This window comes from Burkholderia sp. BKH01 (assembly GCF_025685725.1).
Classification (GTDB): domain Bacteria; phylum Pseudomonadota; class Gammaproteobacteria; order Burkholderiales; family Burkholderiaceae; genus Burkholderia; species Burkholderia pyrrocinia_C.
Genome location: NZ_JAOTQT010000002.1, coordinates 17,217 through 40,233, shown reverse-complemented (window position 1 = coordinate 40,233; position 23,017 = coordinate 17,217). Strand labels below are relative to the sequence as shown.

The following is a 23,017-nucleotide window of genomic DNA, read 5'->3' as shown; positions in this document are numbered from 1 at the left end:
GCCGGGCCGCGCGCATCGCGCCGCGGCCCCGAGCAAGCCTGCCGCGCGGCGCCGGTGCCGCGCGCGCCGTCACACGGGCCAGAGCGGCCCTTCCTGCATCGCGCCGATCTGCTCGCGCAGTTCGAGCACGCGCGCTTCCCAGTAACGATGCGTGTTGAACCACGGAAATGCGGCGGGGAACGCGGGATCGTCCCAGCGCCGCGCGAGCCACGCCGCGTAGTGGATCAGCCGCAGCGTACGCAGCGCTTCGACGAGATGCAGCTCGCGCGGCTCGAATTCGCAGAAATCCTCGTAGCCGGCCAGCAGGTCCGCCAGCGCGCGCGACGCGCCTTCGCGATCGCCCGGCAGCAGCAGCCACAGATCCTGGATCGCGGGCGCCATCCGGCTGTCGTCGAAATCGACGAAATGCGGGCCGCCATCGGTCCACAGCACGTTGCTCGGATGACAATCGCCGTGCGTGCGCAGCAGGCGGATCTCGCCCGCACGTTCGAACGCGGCCTCGACACCTTCGAGCGCGAGCGTGACCACCGTCTCGTACGCCGGTCGTACGTCATCCGGAATGAAATCGTGCGTGAGCAGGTAGTCGCGCGGCTCGTAGCCGAAGGTATCGATGCCGAGCACGGGACGCGCAACATACGGCTGAGTCGCGCCGACCGCATGAATCCGGCCGATGAAGCGGCCGAGCCATTCGAGCGTGTCGCTGCGATCGAGATCGGGCGCGCGGCCGCCGCGCCGCTCGAAGATCGAGAAGCGAAAGCCGTCGAACGCGTGCAGCGTGCGGCCGTCGAAAGTGCGCGCAGGCACCGCCGGAATCTCGCGCTCGGCGAGTTCGGCGACGAACGCGTGCTCTTCGAGGATCGCTTCGTCCGACCAGCGCGCCGGGCGGTAGAACTTCGCGACGACCGGCGGGCCGTCTTCGATGCCGACCTGGTAGACGCGGTTTTCGTAGCTGTTGAGGGCGAGCAGGCGCCCGTCGGTGCGCAGGCCGGCCGGCATCAGCACGCTGTCGAGCGCGTCGAGCACGCACTCGGGCGTGAGGCCGGCGAACGGCGGGCTGGCGGGAGAAGCGGGAGCGGAAGTGGCGTCTGTCATGCCCCGCATTGTGCCGCCAGCCGGGCCGAAAGACGAGCGTCCGGTGCGGTGTGCGCTTAGTGGAGCGCCGCGCCGGCCGGCAGCACCGATTCGCCGGTGTCGATCAGATCCTCGAGAAAGAACGGCTCGGTGTTGAGTTCTTTCGACTCACCCGGCACGCCCGCGTACCAGGTCACCATGGCCATGTCGCCCAGGACGCGCTGGACGATGCCGCGCGCGCCCTTCGGCACCGCGATATGGGTAGTGCAGACAATCGACCCGACATGCATGATGGTTCCCCACTCTTGAATCTTGAAACCCGGCCCGCTGGCGAGCCGGCAAATGCGCGATCCGCGCCGCTCTCGACGAAGCGTTGCGCGTAATCCCATTGTTCACGGTTTATCGAAGCGCGAAAAGAAGAAGAAGCAGGCGAAGTGCCGCGAATTCGTCGAATGTCTCCAATCAACCACTGCGCCGCGCGTGCGCTTGCACGTGCGGATACCCCCATCATACCCTGTCGAATGTGACTGCCCGCCGAATCCGCCCGGCGCTGCGGCGCACGGGTGATTGACGCAACGTGCGCATCGTTTGCCGCGTGCCGGGCCGTCAGGAGATTTCGCGTGACCGGGCCTGCCGGAATCACGCCGCTGGTCTCGCACGCCGCAGCCTCCTTCCCCCTGTCTCGAACCCGGCTCGCGCATCCGCCGCGCACAAGCGTCGCCCGGCATCACTGCAACACGTCTTTCGTCATGTGCCGCCGCCGACAGTTGTTGCACCTGATGCCGGCCTTGCAGTACCTTTGCATTCATTCGCGTTCAACCGCATTCCGACACGATGCATCCGCTCTCGTCCGCCGTCGCAAAATCCCGGCCGCAGTTCGACTCGCGGCCGCAGGCGTGCGCGCATCCGTCGGTCCTCCCGCCTCCTGTCGCACCGCCGCTCGTCGGCGCCGCGCCGCCCCCTCCGGCGGCACGCGCCGGCTGACCGGCCGGCTTCCGTTTCGTCTTTCATTCGCCCGTCAGCTTCCGTTCGTGCGTCGTGATGCACGGCTCCTTGCTGCGTGCGCGGATGGAACGTTCCGATCCGTTCGACAGGTGGACTCACATGGTCTCGTTCAAACGCGCGCTTGCCGCGCATGGAGCGACGTCGCTCTTCGTGCTGCTGTGGAGCAGCGGCGCGATCTTCGCTGAACTCGGTCTGCGTCACGCATCCGCGTTCGTCTTTCTCACCGCGCGTTTCGCGCTCGCGTCGCTCGTGCTGCTCGCACTGGCCTTCATGCGCAAACGCTGGCTGCCGCCGCGCGGCGAGCGGCGCATGGCCGCGCTGACCGGCTTGCTGATGATGGGCGGCTATTCGATCTTCTACCTGCTCGCGCTCGAGCGCGGGATCGCGCCGGGCGTGCTCGCGACGATCCTCGGCGTGCAGCCGATCCTCACGCTGGCGATCGTCGAGCGGCGCTGGCAGCCCATGCGCGTCGCAGGGCTCGCGCTGTCGCTGGCCGGCCTCGCGCTCGTCGTCTGTCGCGGCGTGGGCGACGCCGGCCTGCCGGTCACGGGCATCGCGTACGCGCTCACGGCACTCGTCGCGCTGACCGTCGGCTCGCTGCTGCAAAAGCGCGTACGCGCGGCACCCGCCGACGTGCTGCCGCTGCAGAATGCGATCGGTCTCGCGCTGTGCGTGGCGATCGTGCCGTTCCGGCCGATTTCGTTCGACATGAGCTGGGCGTTCGTCGTGCCGCTCCTGTGGCTCGGCATCGTGATTTCGGTGATCGCGCAACTGCTGCTCTACCGGTTGATGCAACGCGGCGATCTCGTCAACGTGACGAGCCTGTTCTATCTCGTGCCCATCGTCACCACGCTGATGGATGCCGTGTGGCTCGGCAACCGGCCCGAGCCGCTCGCGCTCGCCGGCATGGGCGCAATCGTCGCGGGGCTCGCGCTCGTGTTCCGCGCGCCGACCGCCCGCACGCAACCCGACCGCGCATGAGCGGACGGGCCGCCGCACCCGCGGGTGCGGCGGCCCGCATCGGACACGTACGACAATTCCGCGAAAACCGAAAGGGACAGGAAAGATGCGTGCAAGGCGTTCGTCGAACTTGCGGGAAAAACGCGCGACTCGTCAGGCTTTCCGCTGATTTTTAATGGTTCGGATAGCGAAAAACGCGACCGGTTGCCTATACTCGAATTGACCGCCCCGCTCGCAATCGGGTCGGACCAAGACTAGAAATTCCCGGCATGGGACTGGAGTCAGCACTGAAGCGCCACCTCCGGCTGACGTCCGGCAAGGGGATGGGGCCGAGGTGAGCGCTAGAGCTCCAACTTCGGCCGACACTGGAGACACGCATGACGACTTATTTCACGATCGGCGACTTCATCCTGTTGATTCCGATGGCGCTGGCCGGAGCGCTGTTTCTCGGCGCGGTGCCGTGCGCAACCGAATTCCGCCACAACCTGCTGCGCGTGCTGGGCGTCATCCTCGGCGTCGGCGTCGCGGTATTGCTCGTCGAAGGCCTGCCTGCACTGCTCTAGCGGCACACCGCGTGCCTGACGCGCATCGCTGCGCCGCAGCGATGCGACCTGCTGCCTGCAAGCCCGCGATACTGGCACGCGATGCTTCGCATGCCGTATCGACCGCCGGTCAGATGGCCTGATCGGTGGACGGCTTTTCCCACAGATTGATGCCGCCTTCCGTCGCGTAACGATCGATCTCCGCGAGTTCCTCCGCCGAGAATTCGAGGTTCTTCAGCGCGCCGACGTTTTCACGCACCTGCTCCGCACGGCTCGCGCCGATCAGCGCGGACGTCACGCGGCCATTGCGCAGCACCCACGCAAGCGCCATCTGCGCGAGGCTCTGCCCGCGCCGTTCGGCGATCGCGTTGAGCTTGCGCACATGCTCGAGGTTGTCCGCGCTCAGGTGATCCTGCTTCAGCGAGCCGCCGCCCGGCTTGTTCACGCGCGCGTCGGCCGGCACGCCGTTCAGGTACTTCGACGTGAGCAGCCCCTGCGCGAGCGGCGTGAACGCGATGCTGCCCGCGCCGACGTCGTCGAGCGTGCCGAGCAGGTCGCTCTCGATCCAGCGGTTCAGCATGTTGTACGAAGGCTGGTGGATCAGCAGCGGCACCTTGTACTGCGCGAGCAATTCGGCCATCTCGCGCGTCTTCGCGGCCGAATACGATGAAATGCCGATGTAGAGCGCCTTGCCCTGCTGAACCGCCGACGCGAGCGCGCCCGCGGTTTCCTCAAGCGGCGTATGCGCATCGAAGCGGTGCGAATAGAAGATGTCGACGTAGTCGAGCCCCATCCGCTGCAGGCTCTGGTCCAGGCTCGCGAGCACGTACTTGCGCGACCCGCCGCCGCTGCCGTACGGCCCCGGCCACATGTCCCAGCCGGCCTTCGTCGAGATCAGCAGCTCGTCGCGATACGGCCGGAAATCCTCCTTCAGCAGCCGGCCGAAGTTGGTTTCCGCGCTGCCGTACGGCGGCCCGTAGTTGTTCGCGAGATCGAAGTGGTTGATGCCGAGGTCGAACGCGGTGCGCAGGATCTCGCGCTGCGTCGAGATCGGCGTCGAGTCGCCGAAGTTGTGCCACAGGCCGAGCGACAGCGCGGGCAGTTTGAGCCCGGATTTGCCGCAGGTGCGGTATTGCATGTCCGCATAACGTTCGGAAGCTGCTTCGTAGGCCATGAGTATTTCCCGTCAGGACGTCGGAGGGAGGGGCGCGCACCGGCCGCGCCCAAGGCACGACGGCGGCGAAGAAAACGCACGACGGCTATGGTAACGAAGCCGGCCGATGCGCGCACGGCGATGGACGCGACCGCGGTCGTCGCCTACACTGCGGCGTCTCGAATCACCGTTTCAGCGAGGTTGGTATGTCCCGGGTCATCTCGGTCGCGCTGCTCGTCGGCGGCGTCGTGCTGCTGTATTTCGGCGGCCAGTCGTTCCATTCGATCAACGACAACGTGTCGCGCTTCTTCACTGGCTCGCCCGCCACGAAGACGATCCTGCTGATCGTGGGCGGTGCCGTCGCATCGTTCGCCGGCCTGATCGGCCTCGCGATGCCGGGCGGCAAGCGCTGATCGCGCAGCCGCGCGAACGGCCCGCGTCACCCGGATCGGGCCGCGCAAAACGAAACGGGCGGCCAGGCCGCCCGTTGCTTCATTCGCCCGCGATGCGCGGCATCGCGTGATCGTCGCGGCCTCGCCGCGCCGACCGATCCGCACCTAGAACTGCACTTCCGGCTTCGCCGCCGAGCGCGTGCCGGGCATCGGCCGGTTGCTCGCGCCGTGGTACGTGTACACGAGCGAGAACTTCACCTGGTCGGAACGGTTCTGCCCGGCCGAATGCAGCGTGTTGCTGTGGAAGAACACGACGTCGCCGGCCTGGAGCGTCGGGCACGTGGCCGCGTCGATCATCTTCCGGTTCTCCGGCAGGTCGCTGCGGAAGAACTTCGCTTCGTCGAACGCTTCAGGCCCGAATTCGGCCGTATGCGAACCCGGCACGAGCCACAGCGCGCCGTTCTCGTTCGTTTCCGGCCCGAGTGCGAGCCATACCGACACCATGTCCGAACGCTCGAACGCCCAGTAGCGGAAGTCGCGATGCCAGCCCGTCAGGCTGCCGTACGCGGGGTGCTTGGTCATCATGCAGTTGTGATGCGCGCGCGACAGCACGGGCTCTTCGCCGAAGTACTCGCGCATCCACGCGCCGATTTCGGGTGCGGTCGCGCGCTCGGCGAATGCCGGATCGCGCGAATACGCATCGAGCAGCCGCCGCACCGTGTGCCCGCCCGGCGCATGCTTCGACTCGGGCGCGCCCGGGTAGCGCAGGTCCGCCTCGAACTCGATCGGTTCGGCGGCCTCCTGCAACTGGCGCTCCGCAATCCGCTTGAGCGCCGCGCATTGCTGCTCGCCGACGAGGCCACGCGCGACGACGAACCCGCGTTCGCGCAATTCCGCGACTTGCGCGCGGATCGATTCCGACTGCAATGGAGACGACATGGGATGCCAGACGTTTATTGTGTGAATGTGACGATTGTAAATCGGCGCCGGATGCCGCGAACAGCGCCATTGTCGTACGCAGGGGCATGCCAATCGACGATTTGATCTGGCGCAAGGGAACTGTGCGGCGCGGCGTTGGCCTCACCGACAGGCGGTATGCGGCACACGCCTTGCGGCACAAGGGTTTATCGCGACTTTTGCCGGTCATGAATCCCCTGTAGCCTGACGCGGCCTGTCAATTCTGGCGGGCGCGGCGCGCAGCGGCTTTCAGTAAGATCCGTTGCGCAATCCGAGGCCGTTCATACCAGTGCGCTCTTCAAGGGCGCCACCCATACAAGCGAAGCATCGTTCACATGCCATTCCGTCTGACTTCCCGTCTCAACCGCGCTGCGAAGCGCGTCGCGCCGTCCGCTCCCGCCCGCTCGTTGCGCCATCACCGCGCACGCACGCAGGCGCTGGCCGAGCGCGCGCCCGCGCACGGCCGGCTCGACGGCATCCGCGCGTGGTTCCACGCGTTTTTCTCGATGATGAGCGCGCAGACGTTCGCACGCCGTGCCGGCCTGCGCTCGCTGCTGCAGAAGCCTTCGTCGCTGCGCGCGCTCGCGCTGCGCCGCGCGCTCGGCCCGCAGCGCCGCGTCAACCGCCCGCGCCGCCTCGCGGCCAGCAACGGCTGGTTCGGGTTCGGCGCGCGCTGAAGCAGCGCCGGCGGGCACTGCCCGCCATGATCGCCGCCGTTGCGCCGGCGATCGGAATCCATAAAAAAACCCCGGCAATGCCGGGGTTTTTTGTTTCGGGCGAACGACGCTTACGCGACGCGTGCCGTCGGCTCCACGCCGGCCGCTTCGGCCAGCGCGAGCGCCTTGTCGGTCGCTTCCCACGAGAATTCCGGCTCTTCGCGGCCGAAGTGGCCGTAGGCAGCGGTCTTCTCGTAGATCGGGCGCAGCAGGTCGAGCATCTTGATAATGCCCTTCGGACGCAGGTCGAAGTGCTCGCGCACGAGCTTCGTGATCACCGCATCCGACACGCGGCCCGTGCCGAACGTGTTGACCATCACCGAGGTCGGCTCGGCAACGCCGATCGCGTACGACACCTGGATCAGCGCGCGCGACGCGAGGCCGGCGGCGACGATGTTCTTCGCGACGTAGCGGCCTGCATACGCAGCCGAACGGTCGACCTTCGACGGATCCTTGCCCGAGAATGCGCCGCCGCCGTGCGGTGCGGCACCGCCGTACGTATCGACGATGATCTTGCGACCCGTCAAGCCGCAGTCGCCCTGCGGGCCGCCGATCACGAACCGGCCGGTCGGGTTCACGAGGAACTTGATGTCGCCCTTGATCAGGTCGGCCGGCAGCGTCGGCTTGATGATTTCCTCGATCACGGCTTCGCGCAGCGCGGGCAGCTCGATGTCCGGTGCGTGCTGCGTCGACAGCACGACGGTGTCGATCGAATCGGGCTTGCCGTCGACGTAGCGGACCGTCACCTGCGACTTCGCATCCGGGCGCAGCCATTGCAGGCGGCCGTCGCGGCGCAGGCTGGCCTGGCGCTCGACGAGACGGTGCGACAGGTAGATCGGCAGCGGCATCAGTTCCGGCGTTTCGTCGCACGCGTAGCCGAACATCAGGCCTTGGTCGCCCGCGCCTTGGTCGAGGTTGTCGTCGTGGGCACGATCGACGCCCTGGGCGATGTCCGGCGACTGCTTGTCGTATGCGACGAGCACCGCGCAACCCTTGTAGTCGATGCCGTAGTCGGTGTTGTCGTAGCCGATGCGCTTGATCGTGTCGCGCGCGATCTGGATGTAATCGATGTTGGCCGTCGTGGTGATTTCACCGGCCAGAACGACGAGACCCGTGTTGCACAGCGTTTCCGCCGCAACGCGCGAATATTTGTCCTGCTCGAGGATGGCGTCGAGAATCGCGTCCGAGATCTGGTCCGCGACTTTGTCCGGATGGCCTTCGGAGACGGATTCGGACGTGAAGAGATAATCGTTTGCCACTTTTTCAGGCTCCTGTGTGGTTACGGTTGGTTTCACGTAGCCAGCTTCGTTGGGCCTGAAGCGGCGACGCTTTAGCGGATTACCAGGACCGGGCAGCGCGCTTCGCGCCAGCCGGCTTCGCCCCGCAAGTTGTCAGTTAACTCGGCGAAGCCCGTATTATAGCGGCTTTCCTGAATTGTCACAGAGCGCCGCCCGTGCTGTTTCTTCCGCTGTCTTACTCCCCCGATCGCAACGCGCCAGCCATCCGGCCCCACGGAGGTTCCGCATGCTAGGCCGCCTCGGCACGCATCTCGCCATCGGCTTCCTGAAGCTGCTCGCCCTGTTGCCGTACGGCCTGACCGCGCGGCTCGGCGACGGTCTCGGCTGGCTGCTGTACCAGATCCCCAGCCGGCGAAAGCGCATCGTACACACCAACCTGAAACTCTGCTTCCCGGACTGGAGCGACGAACGGCGCGAGGAAGTGGCCGGCCTGCATTTCCGCCATGCGATCCGCAGCTACGTCGAGCGCAGCTACCAATGGTTCGCGTCGGAACGGGCCTACCGCAAGCTGTTTACGGTCGAGAGCGAGGTCGACCTCAGCGATCCGGACATGCCGCCGACCCTCCTGCTCGGTTTCCATTTCGTCGGCATCGAGGCCGGTTCGATGGCAATCAATCTCGCACTCGGCCGCACGTGCGGCTCGCTCTACACGCCGATGAAGAACCCGGAAATCGAAGCCGCGGCCAAAGCCGGCCGCAGCCGCTTCGGTGCGGAGCTGGCGAGCCGGGCGGACAGCGCGCGTACCGTGCTGCGCTGGCTGCGCGACCGCAAGCCGGTGATGCTGGGCGCCGACATGGACTATGGGCTGCGCAACTCGACGTTCGTGCCCTTCTTCGGCGTACCGGCCTGCACGCTGACGGCGGTCGGCCGGTTCGCCAAGACCGGCCACGCGCAGGTTCTGCCCTTTATCGGCGAGGTGCTGCCGAACTACAAGGGTTACCGGCTAAAGGTCTTCAAGCCGTGGGCCAACTACCCGACCGGCGACGACGATCTCGACGCGCGGCGGATGAACGAATTCCTCGAGGAACAGATTCCGCTGATGCCCGAGCAGTACTACTGGGTCCACAAGCGCTTCAAGACGCGCCCGCCCGGCGAACCGAGCCTGTACTGACCCTGCCGGGCGAAACCCGCGGGTGCGCCGTCATGCGCGCGCCTGCGCCCTCGCCACCTTCGGCGCGCCTTTCGCGCGCGCCTGCCGGATACCGCGCCCTTTCCGCCCGCGCAACAGACGCCCCCGTCCGCGCAGGACGCCCCTGTCGGCTGCATGTATCATTTACGGCTGAGATCAGCACGACGAACGAGGCCGCCCGGCATGGCCGCCGGCCGTTCGCGTCGTGCTGGCCGCCTTGTTCGCCATGGAATCCCGGACCCAGTGAAACTTTCGTTCACCAAGATGCACGGCGCGGGCAACGACTTCGTCGTGCTCGACGGCTATTCGCGCGCGTTGCCGCCGCTCACCGAAGCGCAGGTGCGCGCGCTCGCCAACCGGCATTTCGGTATCGGCGCCGACCAGTTGCTGCTCGTCGAAAAACCGACCGTCGACGGCGCGGATTTCAAGTACCGGATCTTCAATTGCGACGGCGGCGAGGTCGAGCACTGCGGCAACGGCGCGCGCTGCTTCGTGAAATTCGTCAGCGACCGCGGCCTGACCGACCAGCGCAGCGTGCGCGTGCAGGTCATGAAGGGTCTGATCACATTGACGTTGCAGGACAACGGCGAAGTCGTCGTCGACATGGGTGCGCCCGTGTTCGCGCCGGCGCAGGTGCCGTTCGACGCATCGGGCCTCGACGGCCGCACCGAAGGCCGCGACACGCTGTGGCCGCTCGACGTCGGCGGCGCGACACGCTGGATCTCGACCGTGTCGATGGGCAATCCGCATGCGGTGCAGATCGTCGACGATGCCGAAGCGTATCCCGTGCTGGAAGAAGGCCCGCTGATCGAGCGCCATGCGCGCTTCCCGCAGCGCGTGAACGCCGGCTTCATGCAGATCGTGTCGCGCAATGAAGTGAAGCTGCGCGTGTACGAGCGCGGCGCGGGCGAGACGCTCGCGTGCGGCACGGGTGCGTGCGCGGCGGTCGCGGCCGGCATCCGGCGCGGCCTGCTCGATTCGCCGGTGACCGTGCACACGCACGGCGGCACGCTGACGATCGGCTGGGACGGCGCGCGCGACGAAACCGCCGCGCTGATGATGGCCGGGCCCGCCACGACCGTGTTCGAAGGCGAGATCGACCTGAACGCCTGACCCTGCAACGCCCTTGATAACTGAACGCTCCAGCCACATGAACGATCGCGAAGTCGCCGACTACCTGCTCGCCAATCCCGAATTCTTCGCGCAGCACGCCGAACTGCTCGCGACGATCCGTCTCGCGAACCCGCACGGCAAGGCCGCGATCTCGCTGCAGGAGCGGCAGATGGAAATGCTGCGCGACAAGAACAAGCATCTCGAGCGCCGCCTCGCCGAACTCGTGCGCTATGGCCACGAGAACGACAGCCTGTCCGCGAAGTTCAGCCGCTGGACCGCGCGCGTGATCGCGGAACGCGATCCATACGCGCTGCCGCGCACGATCTCCGACGGCATCGCCGACGTGTTCGACGTGCCGCAAACGGCATTACGCGTGTGGGACGTCGCCGACACCTACGCGCAGGCCGACTTCGCGCGCCAGGTCGGCGAGGAGGTACGCCTGTTCACGAACGGCCTGTCGACGCCGTACTGCGGCGCGAACACGGGCTTCGAGGCCGCGCAGTGGCTCGCGCCCGCGGTAGCCGCCTCGGCCGCGAATGCGGCGGAAGGCGCTGAAGCCGCGCCGGCCGGCGACGGTTCCGCCACATCGGTCGCGCTGCTCGCGCTGCGTGCGCCGCTCGCCGGCACCGACGCGCCCGCGTTCGGCCTGCTGGTGCTCGGCTCGCCCGATCCGCGCCGCTTCCACGACGGGATGGCCACCGACTTCCTCGCGCAGATCGCGACGCTCGCGAGCGCGGCGCTCACGCGCCTGCTGCCGCACTGACCGCGCACGCGATGACAGACGATCCGGTCGCCGCCTACCTGTCGAACCTGAAGCACGTCAGGCAGCTGTCGGAACATACGCTGCGTGCGTACACGCACGAACTCGACGAACTGAAGAAGCTCGCGGCCGGCCGGCCGCTCGAAGCGCTGACGGCCGCCGACATGCGCGGCGCGGTCGCGCGCGCGCATGCGGGCGGGCTGTCCGCGCGCTCGATCTCGCACCGCCTTTCGGCATGGCGCGCGTTCTACCGCTGGCTCGCGCAGCGCATCGAGATGCCCGCGAACCCGGTTGCCGCGGTGCGCGCGCCGAAGCGGCCGAAAACGCTGCCGAAGGCGCTGTCGGTCGACGACGCGTCGGCGTTGATGGACGCGCCGCTCGCCGGCACGACCGAGAGCATCCGCGATCACGCGATCCTCGAGCTGTTCTATTCGTCCGGGCTGCGCCTGGCCGAACTGATCGGGCTCGACGTCATGTACACGCAGGCCGACGGCTACCGCTCGGCCGGCTGGCTCGATCTCGCCGAAGCCGAAGTCACCGTGCGCGGCAAGGGCAACAAGGAGCGCAAGGTGCCGGTCGGCCGCAAGGCGATCGACGCGCTGAATGCGTGGCTCGCGGTGCGCGGCGAATTCGTGAAGCACGACCCGCATCCGCTGTTCGTGTCCGTGCGCGGCAACCGGATGTCGCCCGGCGTCGTGCGCGAGCGCGTGAAGCGCGCGGCGCTCGCCGCCGGCATTCCCGCCAACGTCCACCCGCACGTGCTGCGCCACTCGTTCGCGACGCACGTGCTGCAGTCGAGCGGCGACCTGCGCGCGGTGCAGGAACTGCTCGGCCACGCGAGCGTCTCCGCGACGCAGGTCTATACGTCGCTCGACTTCCAGCATCTCGCGAAGATTTACGACAGCGCGCATCCGCGCGCGAAGAAGCGCGACTGACGCGCGTCCCGTGTTACCCGCCGCGCGCGGCGACCGGCAACGGTCGGCGTCGGGCGCGGCCCATTTCGATCTCATCATGCAAACCGTCACACTCAAGCCGTCCAAGGAAAAATCGCTGCTGCGTCGCCATCCTTGGATCTACGCCAATGCGATCGACCGCGTCGACGGCAAGCCCGCGCCCGGCGCAACCGTGATCGTGCGCACGCACGACGGCCGCTTCCTCGCGCGCGGCGCGTACAGCCCGCAGTCGCAGATCCGCGTGCGCGTGTGGAGCTTCGATGAGAACGAGCCGATCGACCACGCGTTCTTCAAGCGCCGCGTGCAGCGCGCGGTCGCGCACCGCACGACGATGGTGTCGGGCACCGGCGCGGTGCGGCTCGTGTTCGGCGAGGCCGACGGGCTGCCGGGGCTGATCGTCGACTACTACGTCGCGGACACCGCGGAAGCCGGCGCGGCGCCGCGCGGCCAGCTCGTCTGCCAGTTCATGGCCGCTGGCGTCGAAGCGTGGAAGGACGCGATCGTCGCGGCGCTCACCGGCGCGACGGGCTGCCCGAACGTGTACGAGCGCTCGGACGTGTCGATCCGCGACAAGGAAGGGCTCGAACAGACGACCGGCGTGCTGGCCGGCGATGCGCCGCCCGCGTCGCTGATCGCGAACGAAAACGGCGTGCGCTATCACGTCGACGTGCCGAACGGCCACAAGACGGGCTTCTACGTCGACCAGCGCGACAACCGCGCGCTCGTCGCGCAGTACGCGGCCGACCGCGACGTGCTGAACTGCTTCTGCTACACGGGCGGCTTCTCGCTCGCGGCGCTCAAGGGCGGCGCGAAACGCGTGGTGTCGATCGACTCGTCGGGCGATGCGCTCGCGCTCGCGCAGCAGAACGTCGTCGCCAACGGCTTCGATGCCGAACGCGCGACCTGGCTGGACGCCGATGCATTCAAGACGCTGCGCCGTCTCGTCGACGAAGGCGAGCGTTTCGACCTGATCGTGCTCGATCCGCCGAAGTTCGCGCCGACCCGCGACAGCGTCGATCGCGCGGCGCGCGCGTACAAGGACATCAACCTGAGCGGCTTCAAGCTGCTGCGTCCGGGCGGCCTGCTGTTCACGTACTCGTGCTCGGGCGCGATCGACATGGACCTGTTCCAAAAGATCGTCGCGGGCGCGGCAGCCGACGCGAAGGTCGACGCGCGCATCCTGAAGCGGCTCGGCGCGGGCGTCGATCACCCGCTGCTCGCCGCGTTCCCGGAAGGCGAATATCTGAAGGGCCTGCTGTTGCAAATCGTCTGATCGCCCCGATCTTGGCGGACACCACCGTCCGCCGGCCCTGCCTGGCGGGCCAGCGCTTTCGCCTGTCGTCCGGACGACGGGCGAGGGCTTGACAGGTATGTTTCAATGAATGGTTGTGCGCCCCGGCTCGCAGCGCGAGGGCGCGACGCACATTCTGGTTTTGACCCCGATTCACGAACCACAGGCGACCGACATGGCCACTCCCGTCACCATCCTTACCGGCTTTCTCGGCAGCGGCAAGACGACGCTGCTCAAGCGCATCCTGAACGAACAGCACGGCATGAAGATCGCCGTGATCGAGAACGAGTTCGGCGAAGAGAACATCGACAACGAAATCCTCGTGCAGGATTCGAACGAGCAGATCATCCAGATGAGCAACGGCTGCATCTGCTGCACGATCCGCGGCGACCTCGCACGCGCGCTCGGCGATCTGGCCGCGAAGAAGCGCGAAGGCAAGCTCGACTTCGACCGCATCGTGATCGAGACGACCGGCCTCGCGAACCCGGGCCCCGTCGCGCAAACCTTCTTCATCGACAGCGAAATCGCCGACGACTTCCTGCTCGACGCGGTCATCACGCTCGTCGACGCAAAGCATGCGGACGCGCAGCTCGACGAACACGAAGTCGTGCAGCGCCAGGTCGGTTTCGCCGACCGCCTGTTCATCACGAAGTCGGACCTCGTCGACGACCAGACCGTCGCCGATCTCAAGCACCGCCTGATGCACATGAACCCGAGGGCCGCGATCAAGGTCGTGAATTTCGGCGAAGCCGACATCAAGGAAATCTTCGACCTGCGCGGCTTCAACCTGAACGCGAAGCTCGAGATCGACCCCGACTTCCTCGCCGAGGACGATCACGCGCACCATCACCACGGCCACGACCATGATCACGATCACGCCGATTGCGACCACGATCACGGCCAATGCGCGCACGATCACGACCACGGCCACCACCATCACCACGCGCACCACGACGACAAGATCAAGTCGTTCGTGTACCGCAACGACCGCCCGTTCGACCCGAACAAGCTGGAAGACTTCCTCGGCGGCATCCTGCAGATTTACGGCGAGCGGATGCTGCGCTACAAGGGCGTGCTGTTCATGAAGGGCGTCGACCGCAAGGTCGTGTTCCAGGGCGTGCACCAGATGATGGGCAGCGACCTCGCCGCCAAGTGGCTGCCGGCCGAGAAGAAGACCAACAAGATGGTCTTCATCGGCGTCGACCTGCCGCAGGACCTGATCACCGACGGCCTCGACGCCTGCCTCGCCTGACGCGCGCGGGCGCCGCGTTTGCGGCCCTTTTTGCCCCTTTGCGCCCCGCCCGCGCCGCCGCTTTCGCGGCGGCCCCGGCGGCGGCGTGCGGGCAGGGTTTCGCCGTCATCGCTTTTTCGCGATTTGCGCGTTATATTTTCTAGATATTGGCGCAGCCGACGGGGATCGACCCGATACGGCGCCCGCTTGCGATTCAGTTACAATACGTGCCCGCTGGAGTACGGCAACAAACAGGCCCGGTTCTTGCTGAACCAGTTTTCCGGGCATCGCAACCGCGCCGGATCGCCAATCCGCCACCCGGCCGCGGCCGATGCGATCTGCCGCGCAGCACACCGGTTCGCCGCGCGCGCAAATCCGCGCCAGGCCTATCCTGGTATTTGAGAACCGGTTTTCCAGAGGCTTTCGGCCCCGCGGCGGCAAATCGCAAATGAATGCAAACGCGGTTGCGGGTAATCCCAAAGTGCAGGCAATATCTATTGATTTGCCGCACATTGAAGAAGCAAGCAGATGACGAAGAAACTCTTGACCGAAGCCGAAATCCTGAAGATGAGCGACAAGGATTACATGAATGAGGATCAGCTCGCCTTCTTCAAAAATCGGCTCGAACAGTTGCAGGCGGACATCCTCAAGAATGCAGGCCAGACGACCGAGAACCTGCGCGAGACGGTGATCGTGCCCGATCCCGCCGATCGCGCGACGATCGAGGAAGAGCACGCGCTCGAGCTGCGTACGCGCGATCGCGAACGCAAGCTCCTCAAGAAGGTTCAGCAGTCGCTCGCCCGCATCGATTCCGGCGATTACGGCTGGTGCGAGGAAACCGGCGAGCCGATCGGCATTCCGCGCCTCCTCGCGCGCCCGACGGCCACGCTGTCGCTCGAGGCGCAAGAGCGCCGCGAGCTGCGCCAGAAGCTGTTCGGCGACTGATCGAGCGGCGTTCCGCTCCGACACGCTGCTTCCCGAAAGCGCGCGGCCTGCCGCGCGCTTTTTGTTTTTCCGGCACCGGTCCAGAGCCGGTTCCCGGCCGGCCGATTTGCCTCCCGCCTCTTGATATCCCCGCGCCCGCCCTAAAATGAAACGGACGCGCGCCGGGCCGCTCCCCGGCGCACTGCGATTCACGCGGCGGCGCCTCGCGCCGCCCGACTCTTCCCCGTTTTTCTCAAGGAACGCAGATGGAGCAATTTCACGGCACGACCATCGTTTCGGTCCGGCGCGGCGACAAGGTCGCGCTCGGCGGCGACGGCCAGGTAACCCTCGGCAACATCGTCATGAAGGGTGGCGCGCGGAAAGTGCGGCGGATCTACAACAACCAGGTTCTGGTCGGATTCGCGGGCGGCACCGCCGATGCGTTCTCGCTGCTCGACCGCTTCGAGGCGAAGCTCGAGAAGCACCAGGGCAACCTGACCCGTGCGGCCGTCGAGCTCGCGAAGGACTGGCGCACCGACCGGATGCTGCGCCGCCTCGAGGCGATGCTGATCACGGCCGACGCGACCACCACGCTCGTGATCACCGGCAACGGCGACGTGCTCGACCCCGAAGGCGGCATCTGCGCGATCGGCTCGGGCGGCGCGTACGCGCAGGCCGCGGCCCGCGCGCTCGCCGAGAATACCGAGCTGTCTCCGCGCGAGATCGTCGAGAAGTCGCTCGGGATCGCCGGCGACATGTGCATCTACACGAACCACAACCGCATCATCGAAACGATCGAGTAAGGACCGCCCCATGAGCACCATGACCCCTGCCGAGATCGTCTCGGAACTCGACAAGCACATCATCGGCCAGAACAAGGCGAAGAAGGCCGTCGCGGTCGCGCTGCGCAACCGCTGGCGCCGCCAGCAGGTCGCCGATCCGCTGCGCACGGAAATCACGCCGAAGAACATCCTGATGATCGGGCCGACGGGCGTCGGCAAGACCGAAATCGCGCGCCGCCTCGCGAAGCTCGCCGATGCGCCGTTCATCAAGATCGAGGCGACCAAGTTCACCGAAGTCGGCTACGTCGGCCGCGACGTCGACAGCATCGTGCGCGACCTGATCGAGATCTCGGTCAAGCAGACGCGCGAATCCGAGATGCGCAAGGTGCGCAGCAAGGCGACCGACCAGGCGGAAGACCGCATCCTCGACATCCTGCTGCCGCAACCGCGCGCGGTGGGCTTCGGCGGCAATGCCGAGCACGCGAACGACGACAACAACGCGACGCGCCAGACGTTCCGCAAGCGCCTGCGCGAAGGCCAGCTCGACGACAAGGAAGTCGAGCTCGACCTCGAGCAGCCGTCGGCCGGCATGGACATCATGGCGCCGCCCGGAATGGAAGAGATGACCGAGCAGATCCGCTCGATGTTCTCGAACCTCGGCAGCGGCAAGAAGCAGCGCCGCAAGGTGAAGATCAAGGAAGCGCTGAAGCTGCTGACCGACGAGGAAGCGGCGAAGATGCTCAACGACGAGGAAGTGAAGACGAAGGCCGTGCAGAACGTCGAGCAGAACGGCATCGTGTTCCTCGACGAGATCGACAAGATCACGTCGCGCAACAACGAAGGCAGCGGCGGCGAAGTGTCGCGCCAGGGCGTGCAGCGCGACCTGCTGCCGCTCGTCGAAGGCACGACGATCAACACGAAGTACGGGATGGTGAAGACCGATCACATCCTGTTCATCGCGAGCGGTGCGTTCCACCTCGCGAAGCCGAGCGACCTGATTCCGGAACTGCAGGGCCGCTTCCCGATCCGCGTCGAGCTCGACTCGCTGTCGGTGGAAGACTTCGAGGCGATCCTCGATGCGACCGACGCGAGCCTCGTCAAGCAGTACCAGGCGCTGCTCGCGACCGAGGACGTACAGCTCGAATTCGCCCGGGACGGCATCCGTCGCCTCGCGGAGATCGCGTATTCGGTCAACGAGAAGACCGAGAACATCGGCGCACGCCGGCTGTACACGGTGATCGAGAAACTGCTCGAGGAAGTGTCGTTCTCGGCCGGCAGTCACGCCGGCGAGTGCGTGACGATCGACGCGACGTATGTCGACCGCGCGCTCGGCGAAGTGGCGCAGGACGAGGATCTGTCGCGCTACGTGCTGTAACGCGCGCGGCGGCGAATGCGAAACGGGCGACCCGACGGGTCGCCCGTTTTCGTTGGTGCGTCCGGCAGAGGGCCGAGCACGGCCTGCCCGCATGCGCGATTGCCCATCGCAACCCGCAGCGCCCGTCGTACTGCATCGACACGCGCCGCGACGACCGCGGCGCGCCGCTTACTGCCGCACCGGCTTCTTCGCGAGCTTGCGCTGCAGCGTGCGGCGGTGCATGTTCAGCGCGCGCGCGGTCGCCGAGATGTTGTTGTTGTTCTCCGCGAGCACGCGCTGGATGTGCTCCCATTCGAGCCGGTCGACCGACAGCACGACCGGATTCTCGAGCGCCTCGTCGGCCTGCACTTCGGTCGCGTTGGTCTGCAGCGCGGCCAGGATCGACTCGACGTTCGCGGGCTTCGCGAGATAGTTGTCGGCGCCTTCCTTCACGGCCTGCACGGCGGTCGCGATGCTCGCGTAGCCGGTCAGCACCAGAATCCGCGCATCGGGCTGCAGGTCGCACAGCGGCGCGATCAGGCTCAGGCCCGAATCCTCGCCGAGATGCAGGTCGACGGTGATGAACTGGAACTTGCCGCCCGCGGCGAGCCTGAGCGCCGTCTCCTTGTCGTGCGCCTGCTGAACCGCGTAACCGCGGCGCTCGAGGCCGCGCGCGAGCGTACCCGCGAACACCTCGTTGTCGTCGATCACCAGGAAATTGTTCTCGCTCATGTGGTTTCTCCGTCTACGTGTTGGTTGAGGCGACCGGCGCCGCGACGCGCACGACCGGCAGGCGCAGCACGGCCCGCGTGCCGCGCCCGGCGGTTGCGCCGGCCGCGCGGCTGTCCGGCGTGCCGGCCGTTCGTTCGGCCACGCGTTCGCCCGCGCGTTGGCCCGATGCGGCAGCGGCGTGGCCGTTCGCCGCACCGCCGGCGCGTCCGTTGCCGCCTGCCGCGCGCGGCGTGACATCGGACAGCTCGATCTCGCCGCCAAGCCGCGCGGCCGCACTGAACGCGAGATACAGGCCGACCCCGTGCCCGCCCTGCGTGCTGTCGACCGGCATCGCGCCGAGCGATTCGCGCAGCGCGGCCGGAATGCCGGGCCCGTCGTCGCATACCTCGAATTCGATCACGTCGGCCGCGCGGTCGTGCGCGACCTTCGCGGCCAGCGTCACGCGCTGCGGGCTCGCGCGCGCGGCGTTGTCGAGCAGGATCGTCAGGATCTGGCCGGCCGCGACCGTGTCGTCGAGCGCGACGCCCGCCGGACGCGCGCCGAGCAGTTCGAACTGCACGTGCGGATGCCGCAGGCGCCAGTGCTCGACGAACGTGTCGAGCCAGTCGTCCACCGGCTGGCGGCTCGCCGGCGCGCTCGCGCGGCTGCGCAGGCGCGCGAGCGCCGACGTGCAGAGCGTCATCTGTTCCTCGAGCACCTTCAGGTCGGCCTCGTATCGGGCAAGACCCGGATCGGCGCGCGCCGCGTCGCGCAATTCCTCGGCGAGCATCGCGATCGTCGACAGCGGCGTGCCCATCTCGTGCGCGACGGTGGCGGCCTGCACGCCGAGCGCGACCGCCCGCTCGTCGCGCAGCAGGTGCTGCTGCGCTTCGCCGAGCGCCGCATCGCGCTGGCGCAGCGCATTCGACATGCGCGCGACGAACCACGCGATCAGCCCGACGCTGACCATGAAGTTCGCCCACATCCCGGTGCGGTAGTAGTCGAACAGGTTCGCGGGATTGTCCATGTTGAGCGGCACGGAGTCGAAACCGAGCGCCGCGTAGCACGCGACCGCGAACGCCGCGAGCCAGATCATCAGGTGCCACGGCAGCACGGCGGCCGCGATCGCGAGCGACGGAAGGTACAGCGACACGAACGGGTTGGTCGTGCCGCCCGACAGGAACAGCAGCGCGGACAGCGCGCCGAGGTCGACCCACAGCTGGCCGAGCAGCTCGAAATTGGTCTCGGGCCGTGCGCGCAGCACACGCACCCAGGTCAGCGCATTGAAAACGATTTCGAGCGCGATGACCATCAGCATCGCCGGCAACGGCAGATGCACGCCGAAATAAGTCTGCACGACGCCGATCGTCACGAGCTGGCCGATGATCGCGAGATTGCGGAGCCAGAACAGGTGACTGAGGTTGACGCGCCCGGTGGTGGTGATTCGTTGCATCCGGGCAGTTTACCCGTTTAGCGGGCGGCGCCTCCAGCGGGGCCGGATCGGAGCGGGCGAACGGGGCGCATCGCGTGCCCGGCCGGTGCCGTCAGCCGGCCGCGCCGGCCATGCGCCGCGCGATCTCGTCGGCCAGGCACTCGGGGCACCGGCAGCGCGTGCCGGCCACCGGCTGCGTGCCGCCGGGCAGCGCCGGCATCGACGCACACCAGCATTCGAACGGCTGCGTGCGGGCGCCGCAGTCGAAGCCGCGCCCGCAGTGCGGGCAGCGCGCGCGGCGCGGGGCGGAACGGGCGTCGGCGGCGGAATCGGTCATGGTGCAATCGCGAAAGCGGGCGTGAAGTCGCCCCACGCGACAAGCATAGCGCGGCGCACGAATCTTGCACGGCGGTCTGCCGGCCGAAGTTCGCCGCGAACGCACGCGAACGAACCCGCCGCCGCTGCCCGCGCACCGCCGCCCGCATCGCGCAGCGCCATAGCCGGCGGGCCGCCGCGTATGGTGTCCGAGCCGCGCCGATCACCTTCCGGCCAGCCCAAAAACCGATGCTGCGCTGCGCCACTCCTGTACAATTCGCCGTGTTTCAACCGTTCCCAGCCTGAGCCGCCGCCATGTCCGAGCCAATCGACCTCTCGCAGATCGCCCCGACGCTGAAAGCAGAAATCCTCGCCGAGGCGCTGCCGTACATCCGCCGCTACCACGGCAAGACCGTGGTCATCAAATACGGCGGCAACGCGATGACGGAAGAACGGCTCAAGCAGGGCTTCGCGCGCGACGTGATCCTGCTGAAACTGGTCGGCATCAATCCGGTGATCGTCCACGGCGGCGGTCCGCAGATCGACCAGGCGCTGAAGAAGATCGGCAAGGCCGGCACCTTCATCCAGGGCATGCGCGTGACCGACGAAGAGACGATGGAAGTCGTCGAATGGGTGCTGGGCGGGGAAGTGCAGCAGGACATCGTGACGCTGATCAACCACTTCGGCGGCCACGCGGTGGGGCTGACGGGCAAGGACGGCGGCCTGATCCACGCGCGCAAGCTGCTGATGCCGGACCGCGACAACCCGGGCCAGTACATCGACATCGGCCAGGTCGGCGAAGTCGAGGCGATCAACCCGGCGGTCGTGAAGGCGCTGCAGGACGACGCGTTCATCCCGGTGATCTCGCCGATCGGCTTCGGCGAAGACGGCCTGTCGTACAACATCAACGCAGACCTCGTCGCCGGCAAGCTCGCCACGGTGCTGAACGCCGAGAAGCTGCTGATGATGACCAACATCCCGGGCGTGATGGACAAGGACGGCAACCTGCTGACCGATCTGTCCGCGCGCGAGATCGACGCGCTGTTCGAGGACGGCACGATCTCGGGCGGCATGCTGCCGAAGATCTCGTCGGCGCTCGACGCCGCGAAGAGCGGCGTGAAGTCGGTGCACATCGTCGACGGCCGGATCGAACACTCGGTGCTGCTCGAAATCCTGACCGAGCAGCCGTTCGGCACGATGATCCGCTCGCATTGAGCGCGCGCCGCAAGACCACCAGCCCCGACCTGCCGGCCCCGCTGCGGCGCCGGCGCATCTCGCGCAGACGGCCGCGCGCCGGCGCGCCCGTCTGGCTGTTCGATCTCGACAACACGCTGCACCACGCATCGCACGCGATCTTCCCCGAGATCAACCGTGCGATGACGCAATACATCGTCGACGCGCTCAAGGTCGAGCGCGCCGAAGCCGACCGCTTGCGCATCGGCTACACGCAGCGCTACGGCGCCGCGCTCCTCGGCCTCACGCGCCACCATCCGATCGATCCGCACGACTTCCTGCGCGCGGTCCACACGTTTTCCGATCTCCCCGCGATGCTGCGCGCCGAGCGCGGCCTCGCGCGCATCGTCGCCGCGCTGCCGGGCCGCAAGTTCGTGCTGACCAACGCGCCGGAGAAGTACGCGCGCGCGGTGCTGCGCGAACTGCGCATCGAACGGCTGTTCGAGCGTGTGATCGCGCTCGAGCACATGCGCGACCGCCGCACGTGGCGCGCGAAGCCCGACCACACGATGCTGCGCCGGACGCTGCGCGCCGCGCATGCGCGCCCGTCCGATGCGATCCTCGTCGAGGATACGCGCGGCCACCTGAAGCGCTACAAGCGTCTCGGCATCGGCACCGTATGGATTACCGGCCATCTTCCCGGCAACCTGCCGGGTACCGGCCGCCCGCATTATGTCGACCAGCGGATTCGTTCGTTAAAATCGCTTCGACTGGGCACTCGATCGGGGCGACAGAAATGCAGCCGACTCACCCGCAGGACCAAGCCGTAACGGACGATCAGGCATCACCCACCCGCACCCGTACGCGCCCGAAGCCGGGCGAGCGCCGCGTGCACATCCTGCAAACACTCGCGACGATGCTCGAGGCACCGAAGCGCGAGAAGATCACCACCGCCGCGCTCGCGGCCCGGCTCGACGTGTCGGAAGCAGCGCTGTACCGCCATTTCCCGAGCAAGGCGAAGATGTACGAAGGGCTGATCGAGTTCATCGAGCAGTCGCTGTTCGGCCTCGTCAACCAGATCGTCGAGAAGGAGCCCAACGGCGTGCTGCAAGCCCGCACGATCGCGCTCACGATGCTCAATTTCGCCGCGAAGAACCCGGGAATGACGCGCGTGCTGACGGGCGAGGCGCTGGTCGGCGAGGACGAGCGGCTCACCGAGCGTGTGAACCAGTTGCTCGATCGCATCGAAGCGACCGTCAAGCAGTGCCTGCGGGTCGCGCGCACCGAAGCTGCCGCGCCCGACGGTGCTGCGCCTTTCCTGCTACCGGCCGATTACGATCCGGCCGCGCGCGCGAGCCTGCTCGTCAGCTACGTGATCGGCAGGTGGCACCGCTTCGCGAAGGGCGGCTTCCAGAAATCGCCCGGCGAGCAGGCCGACGCGCATTTGCGGCTGATCCTGCAGTAAGCGACGCATTGCCGACAGCGAAACCCCGCTCGCCGCTCCGGCCGACCGGCGACTGCGCGTCGCCCCTGTTCAGCCGGGCGCCGCCCTCTCGATACTCGACGATTCGCGCCTGCAAACCGACGGCTGCGCCGCGAAATCCGTGCCCAGCGGAATTCCGCTATACTTTGCCGACTTGCCGCCTCGTTGGCGGCAGGTCGGAAGCGCGCCGATTTGCTGACTCGATTGCGGGCGCGCGAACCGGCCGGGGCCTTGATTTGTCTTTGTCCCGGCGGTTCACTACAAATGCGGCT

The 23,017-nt window shown here is 67.3% G+C and carries 24 protein-coding genes; 16 read left to right on the top strand and 8 right to left on the bottom strand.

Annotated features, from left to right (window positions below; genetic code table 11):
* Nucleotides 1-69 precede the first annotated feature (69 nt).
* Together OEJ37_RS03115 and OEJ37_RS03110 are read right to left on the bottom strand one after the other, a co-directional pair.
* Nucleotides 70-1,092, bottom strand: coding sequence for a serine/threonine protein kinase (locus tag OEJ37_RS03115; RefSeq protein ID WP_263343167.1), 1,023 nt, complete (start codon nt 1,090-1,092; stop codon nt 70-72).
* Between the two features lie 56 nt (nt 1,093-1,148).
* Nucleotides 1,149-1,361, bottom strand: a complete 213-nt coding sequence (locus OEJ37_RS03110; RefSeq protein ID WP_011353523.1) for a hypothetical protein — start codon at nt 1,359-1,361, stop codon at nt 1,149-1,151.
* Between the two features lie 814 nt (nt 1,362-2,175).
* Between OEJ37_RS03110 and OEJ37_RS03105 the strand changes: the two genes are divergently transcribed.
* Both OEJ37_RS03105 and OEJ37_RS03100 read left to right on the top strand, forming a co-directional pair.
* Nucleotides 2,176-3,057: a DMT family transporter gene (locus tag OEJ37_RS03105; protein ID WP_263343166.1), complete on the top strand. Its 882-nt coding sequence runs from the start codon at nt 2,176-2,178 to the stop codon at nt 3,055-3,057.
* A 356-nt stretch (nt 3,058-3,413) separates the two neighbouring features.
* Complete coding sequence (locus OEJ37_RS03100; RefSeq protein ID WP_014895742.1) at nt 3,414-3,599, top strand: hypothetical protein; 186 nt, start codon at nt 3,414-3,416, stop codon at nt 3,597-3,599.
* A gap of 109 nt (nt 3,600-3,708) precedes the next feature.
* Here the strand turns inward: OEJ37_RS03100 and mgrA are convergent, their stop codons facing one another.
* A complete protein-coding gene (mgrA, locus tag OEJ37_RS03095) occupies nt 3,709-4,752 on the bottom strand; it encodes an L-glyceraldehyde 3-phosphate reductase (RefSeq protein WP_174421417.1) in 1,044 nt (347 codons plus the stop codon).
* Nucleotides 4,753-4,937: 185 nt separating this feature from the next.
* Here mgrA and OEJ37_RS03090 point away from each other — a divergent pair, with 185 nt between their 5' ends.
* Nucleotides 4,938-5,144 carry a DUF3185 family protein gene (locus OEJ37_RS03090; RefSeq protein ID WP_152860788.1) on the top strand — a complete coding sequence of 69 codons (207 nt, stop codon included), beginning with the start codon at nt 4,938-4,940 and terminating at the stop codon, nt 5,142-5,144.
* 144 nt (nt 5,145-5,288) lie between these two features.
* Here the strand turns inward: OEJ37_RS03090 and OEJ37_RS03085 are convergent, their stop codons facing one another.
* Entirely contained in the window at nt 5,289-6,062 is a 774-nt protein-coding gene (locus OEJ37_RS03085; protein WP_174421416.1) for a phytanoyl-CoA dioxygenase family protein, read from the bottom strand.
* A gap of 353 nt (nt 6,063-6,415) precedes the next feature.
* On the opposite strand from OEJ37_RS03085, the gene OEJ37_RS03080 reads away from it, so the two are divergent.
* Entirely contained in the window at nt 6,416-6,757 is a 342-nt protein-coding gene (locus OEJ37_RS03080) for a hypothetical protein (protein WP_174421415.1), read from the top strand.
* Nucleotides 6,758-6,867: 110 nt separating this feature from the next.
* Here OEJ37_RS03080 and metK read toward each other — a convergent pair whose 3' ends face one another.
* Nucleotides 6,868-8,055, bottom strand: a complete 1,188-nt coding sequence (metK, locus tag OEJ37_RS03075) for a methionine adenosyltransferase (RefSeq protein WP_006482984.1) — start codon at nt 8,053-8,055, stop codon at nt 6,868-6,870.
* Between the two features lie 265 nt (nt 8,056-8,320).
* On the opposite strand from metK, the gene OEJ37_RS03070 reads away from it, so the two are divergent.
* From OEJ37_RS03070 to hslU, 9 genes are all read left to right on the top strand, one after another.
* Nucleotides 8,321-9,205, top strand: a complete 885-nt coding sequence (locus OEJ37_RS03070) for a lipid A biosynthesis lauroyl acyltransferase (protein WP_263343165.1) — start codon at nt 8,321-8,323, stop codon at nt 9,203-9,205.
* A gap of 261 nt (nt 9,206-9,466) precedes the next feature.
* On the top strand, nt 9,467-10,336 hold the full coding sequence (gene dapF / locus OEJ37_RS03065; protein ID WP_175919550.1) for a diaminopimelate epimerase: 870 nt from the start codon (nt 9,467-9,469) through the stop codon (nt 10,334-10,336).
* 37 nt (nt 10,337-10,373) lie between these two features.
* Complete coding sequence (locus OEJ37_RS03060; RefSeq protein WP_174421411.1) at nt 10,374-11,099, top strand: DUF484 family protein; 726 nt, start codon at nt 10,374-10,376, stop codon at nt 11,097-11,099.
* A gap of 11 nt (nt 11,100-11,110) precedes the next feature.
* Nucleotides 11,111-12,031, top strand: coding sequence for a tyrosine recombinase XerC (xerC, locus tag OEJ37_RS03055; protein WP_162631586.1), 921 nt, complete (start codon nt 11,111-11,113; stop codon nt 12,029-12,031).
* Between the two features lie 76 nt (nt 12,032-12,107).
* Entirely contained in the window at nt 12,108-13,322 is a 1,215-nt protein-coding gene (locus OEJ37_RS03050) for a class I SAM-dependent rRNA methyltransferase (protein ID WP_263343164.1), read from the top strand.
* A 109-nt stretch (nt 13,323-13,431) separates the two neighbouring features.
* Entirely contained in the window at nt 13,432-14,592 is a 1,161-nt protein-coding gene (locus tag OEJ37_RS03045; RefSeq protein WP_411859233.1) for a CobW family GTP-binding protein, read from the top strand.
* A 507-nt stretch (nt 14,593-15,099) separates the two neighbouring features.
* Nucleotides 15,100-15,516 carry an RNA polymerase-binding protein DksA gene (gene dksA, locus OEJ37_RS03040; RefSeq protein ID WP_006477498.1) on the top strand — a complete coding sequence of 139 codons (417 nt, stop codon included), beginning with the start codon at nt 15,100-15,102 and terminating at the stop codon, nt 15,514-15,516.
* A 245-nt stretch (nt 15,517-15,761) separates the two neighbouring features.
* Nucleotides 15,762-16,298 (top strand): ATP-dependent protease subunit HslV, encoded by a 537-nt coding sequence (hslV, locus tag OEJ37_RS03035; protein ID WP_006755256.1) that lies wholly within the window; start codon nt 15,762-15,764, stop codon nt 16,296-16,298.
* Between the two features lie 10 nt (nt 16,299-16,308).
* The gene (gene hslU / locus OEJ37_RS03030; protein WP_174421407.1) at nt 16,309-17,652 is read left to right on the top strand and encodes an ATP-dependent protease ATPase subunit HslU; all 1,344 of its coding nucleotides are present in this window, start codon (nt 16,309-16,311) and stop codon (nt 17,650-17,652) included.
* A 168-nt stretch (nt 17,653-17,820) separates the two neighbouring features.
* Here the strand turns inward: hslU and OEJ37_RS03025 are convergent, their stop codons facing one another.
* The 3 genes from OEJ37_RS03025 to OEJ37_RS03015 all read right to left on the bottom strand — a co-directional run bounded on the left by OEJ37_RS03025 (nt 17,821) and on the right by OEJ37_RS03015 (nt 20,111).
* Nucleotides 17,821-18,363, bottom strand: a complete 543-nt coding sequence (locus OEJ37_RS03025) for a response regulator transcription factor (protein ID WP_011546464.1) — start codon at nt 18,361-18,363, stop codon at nt 17,821-17,823.
* A gap of 13 nt (nt 18,364-18,376) precedes the next feature.
* Entirely contained in the window at nt 18,377-19,795 is a 1,419-nt protein-coding gene (locus tag OEJ37_RS03020) for an ATP-binding protein (protein WP_175947024.1), read from the bottom strand.
* A 91-nt stretch (nt 19,796-19,886) separates the two neighbouring features.
* Nucleotides 19,887-20,111 carry a cysteine-rich CWC family protein gene (locus tag OEJ37_RS03015; protein ID WP_174421405.1) on the bottom strand — a complete coding sequence of 75 codons (225 nt, stop codon included), beginning with the start codon at nt 20,109-20,111 and terminating at the stop codon, nt 19,887-19,889.
* A 293-nt stretch (nt 20,112-20,404) separates the two neighbouring features.
* On the opposite strand from OEJ37_RS03015, the gene argB reads away from it, so the two are divergent.
* Genes argB through slmA form a run of 3 tightly spaced genes read left to right on the top strand, consistent with a single transcriptional unit; the run spans nt 20,405 to nt 22,727 of the window.
* The gene (argB, locus tag OEJ37_RS03010; protein WP_006754950.1) at nt 20,405-21,304 is read left to right on the top strand and encodes an acetylglutamate kinase; all 900 of its coding nucleotides are present in this window, start codon (nt 20,405-20,407) and stop codon (nt 21,302-21,304) included.
* The gene (locus OEJ37_RS03005) at nt 21,301-22,092 is read left to right on the top strand and encodes a pyrimidine 5'-nucleotidase (protein ID WP_174421404.1); all 792 of its coding nucleotides are present in this window, start codon (nt 21,301-21,303) and stop codon (nt 22,090-22,092) included. The genes argB and OEJ37_RS03005 overlap by 4 nt, the downstream gene beginning before the upstream one ends.
* Nucleotides 22,059-22,727 (top strand): nucleoid occlusion factor SlmA, encoded by a 669-nt coding sequence (gene slmA, locus OEJ37_RS03000; RefSeq protein ID WP_174421403.1) that lies wholly within the window; start codon nt 22,059-22,061, stop codon nt 22,725-22,727. Before OEJ37_RS03005 ends, slmA begins: the two co-directional genes overlap by 34 nt.
* Nucleotides 22,728-23,017 lie beyond the last annotated feature (290 nt).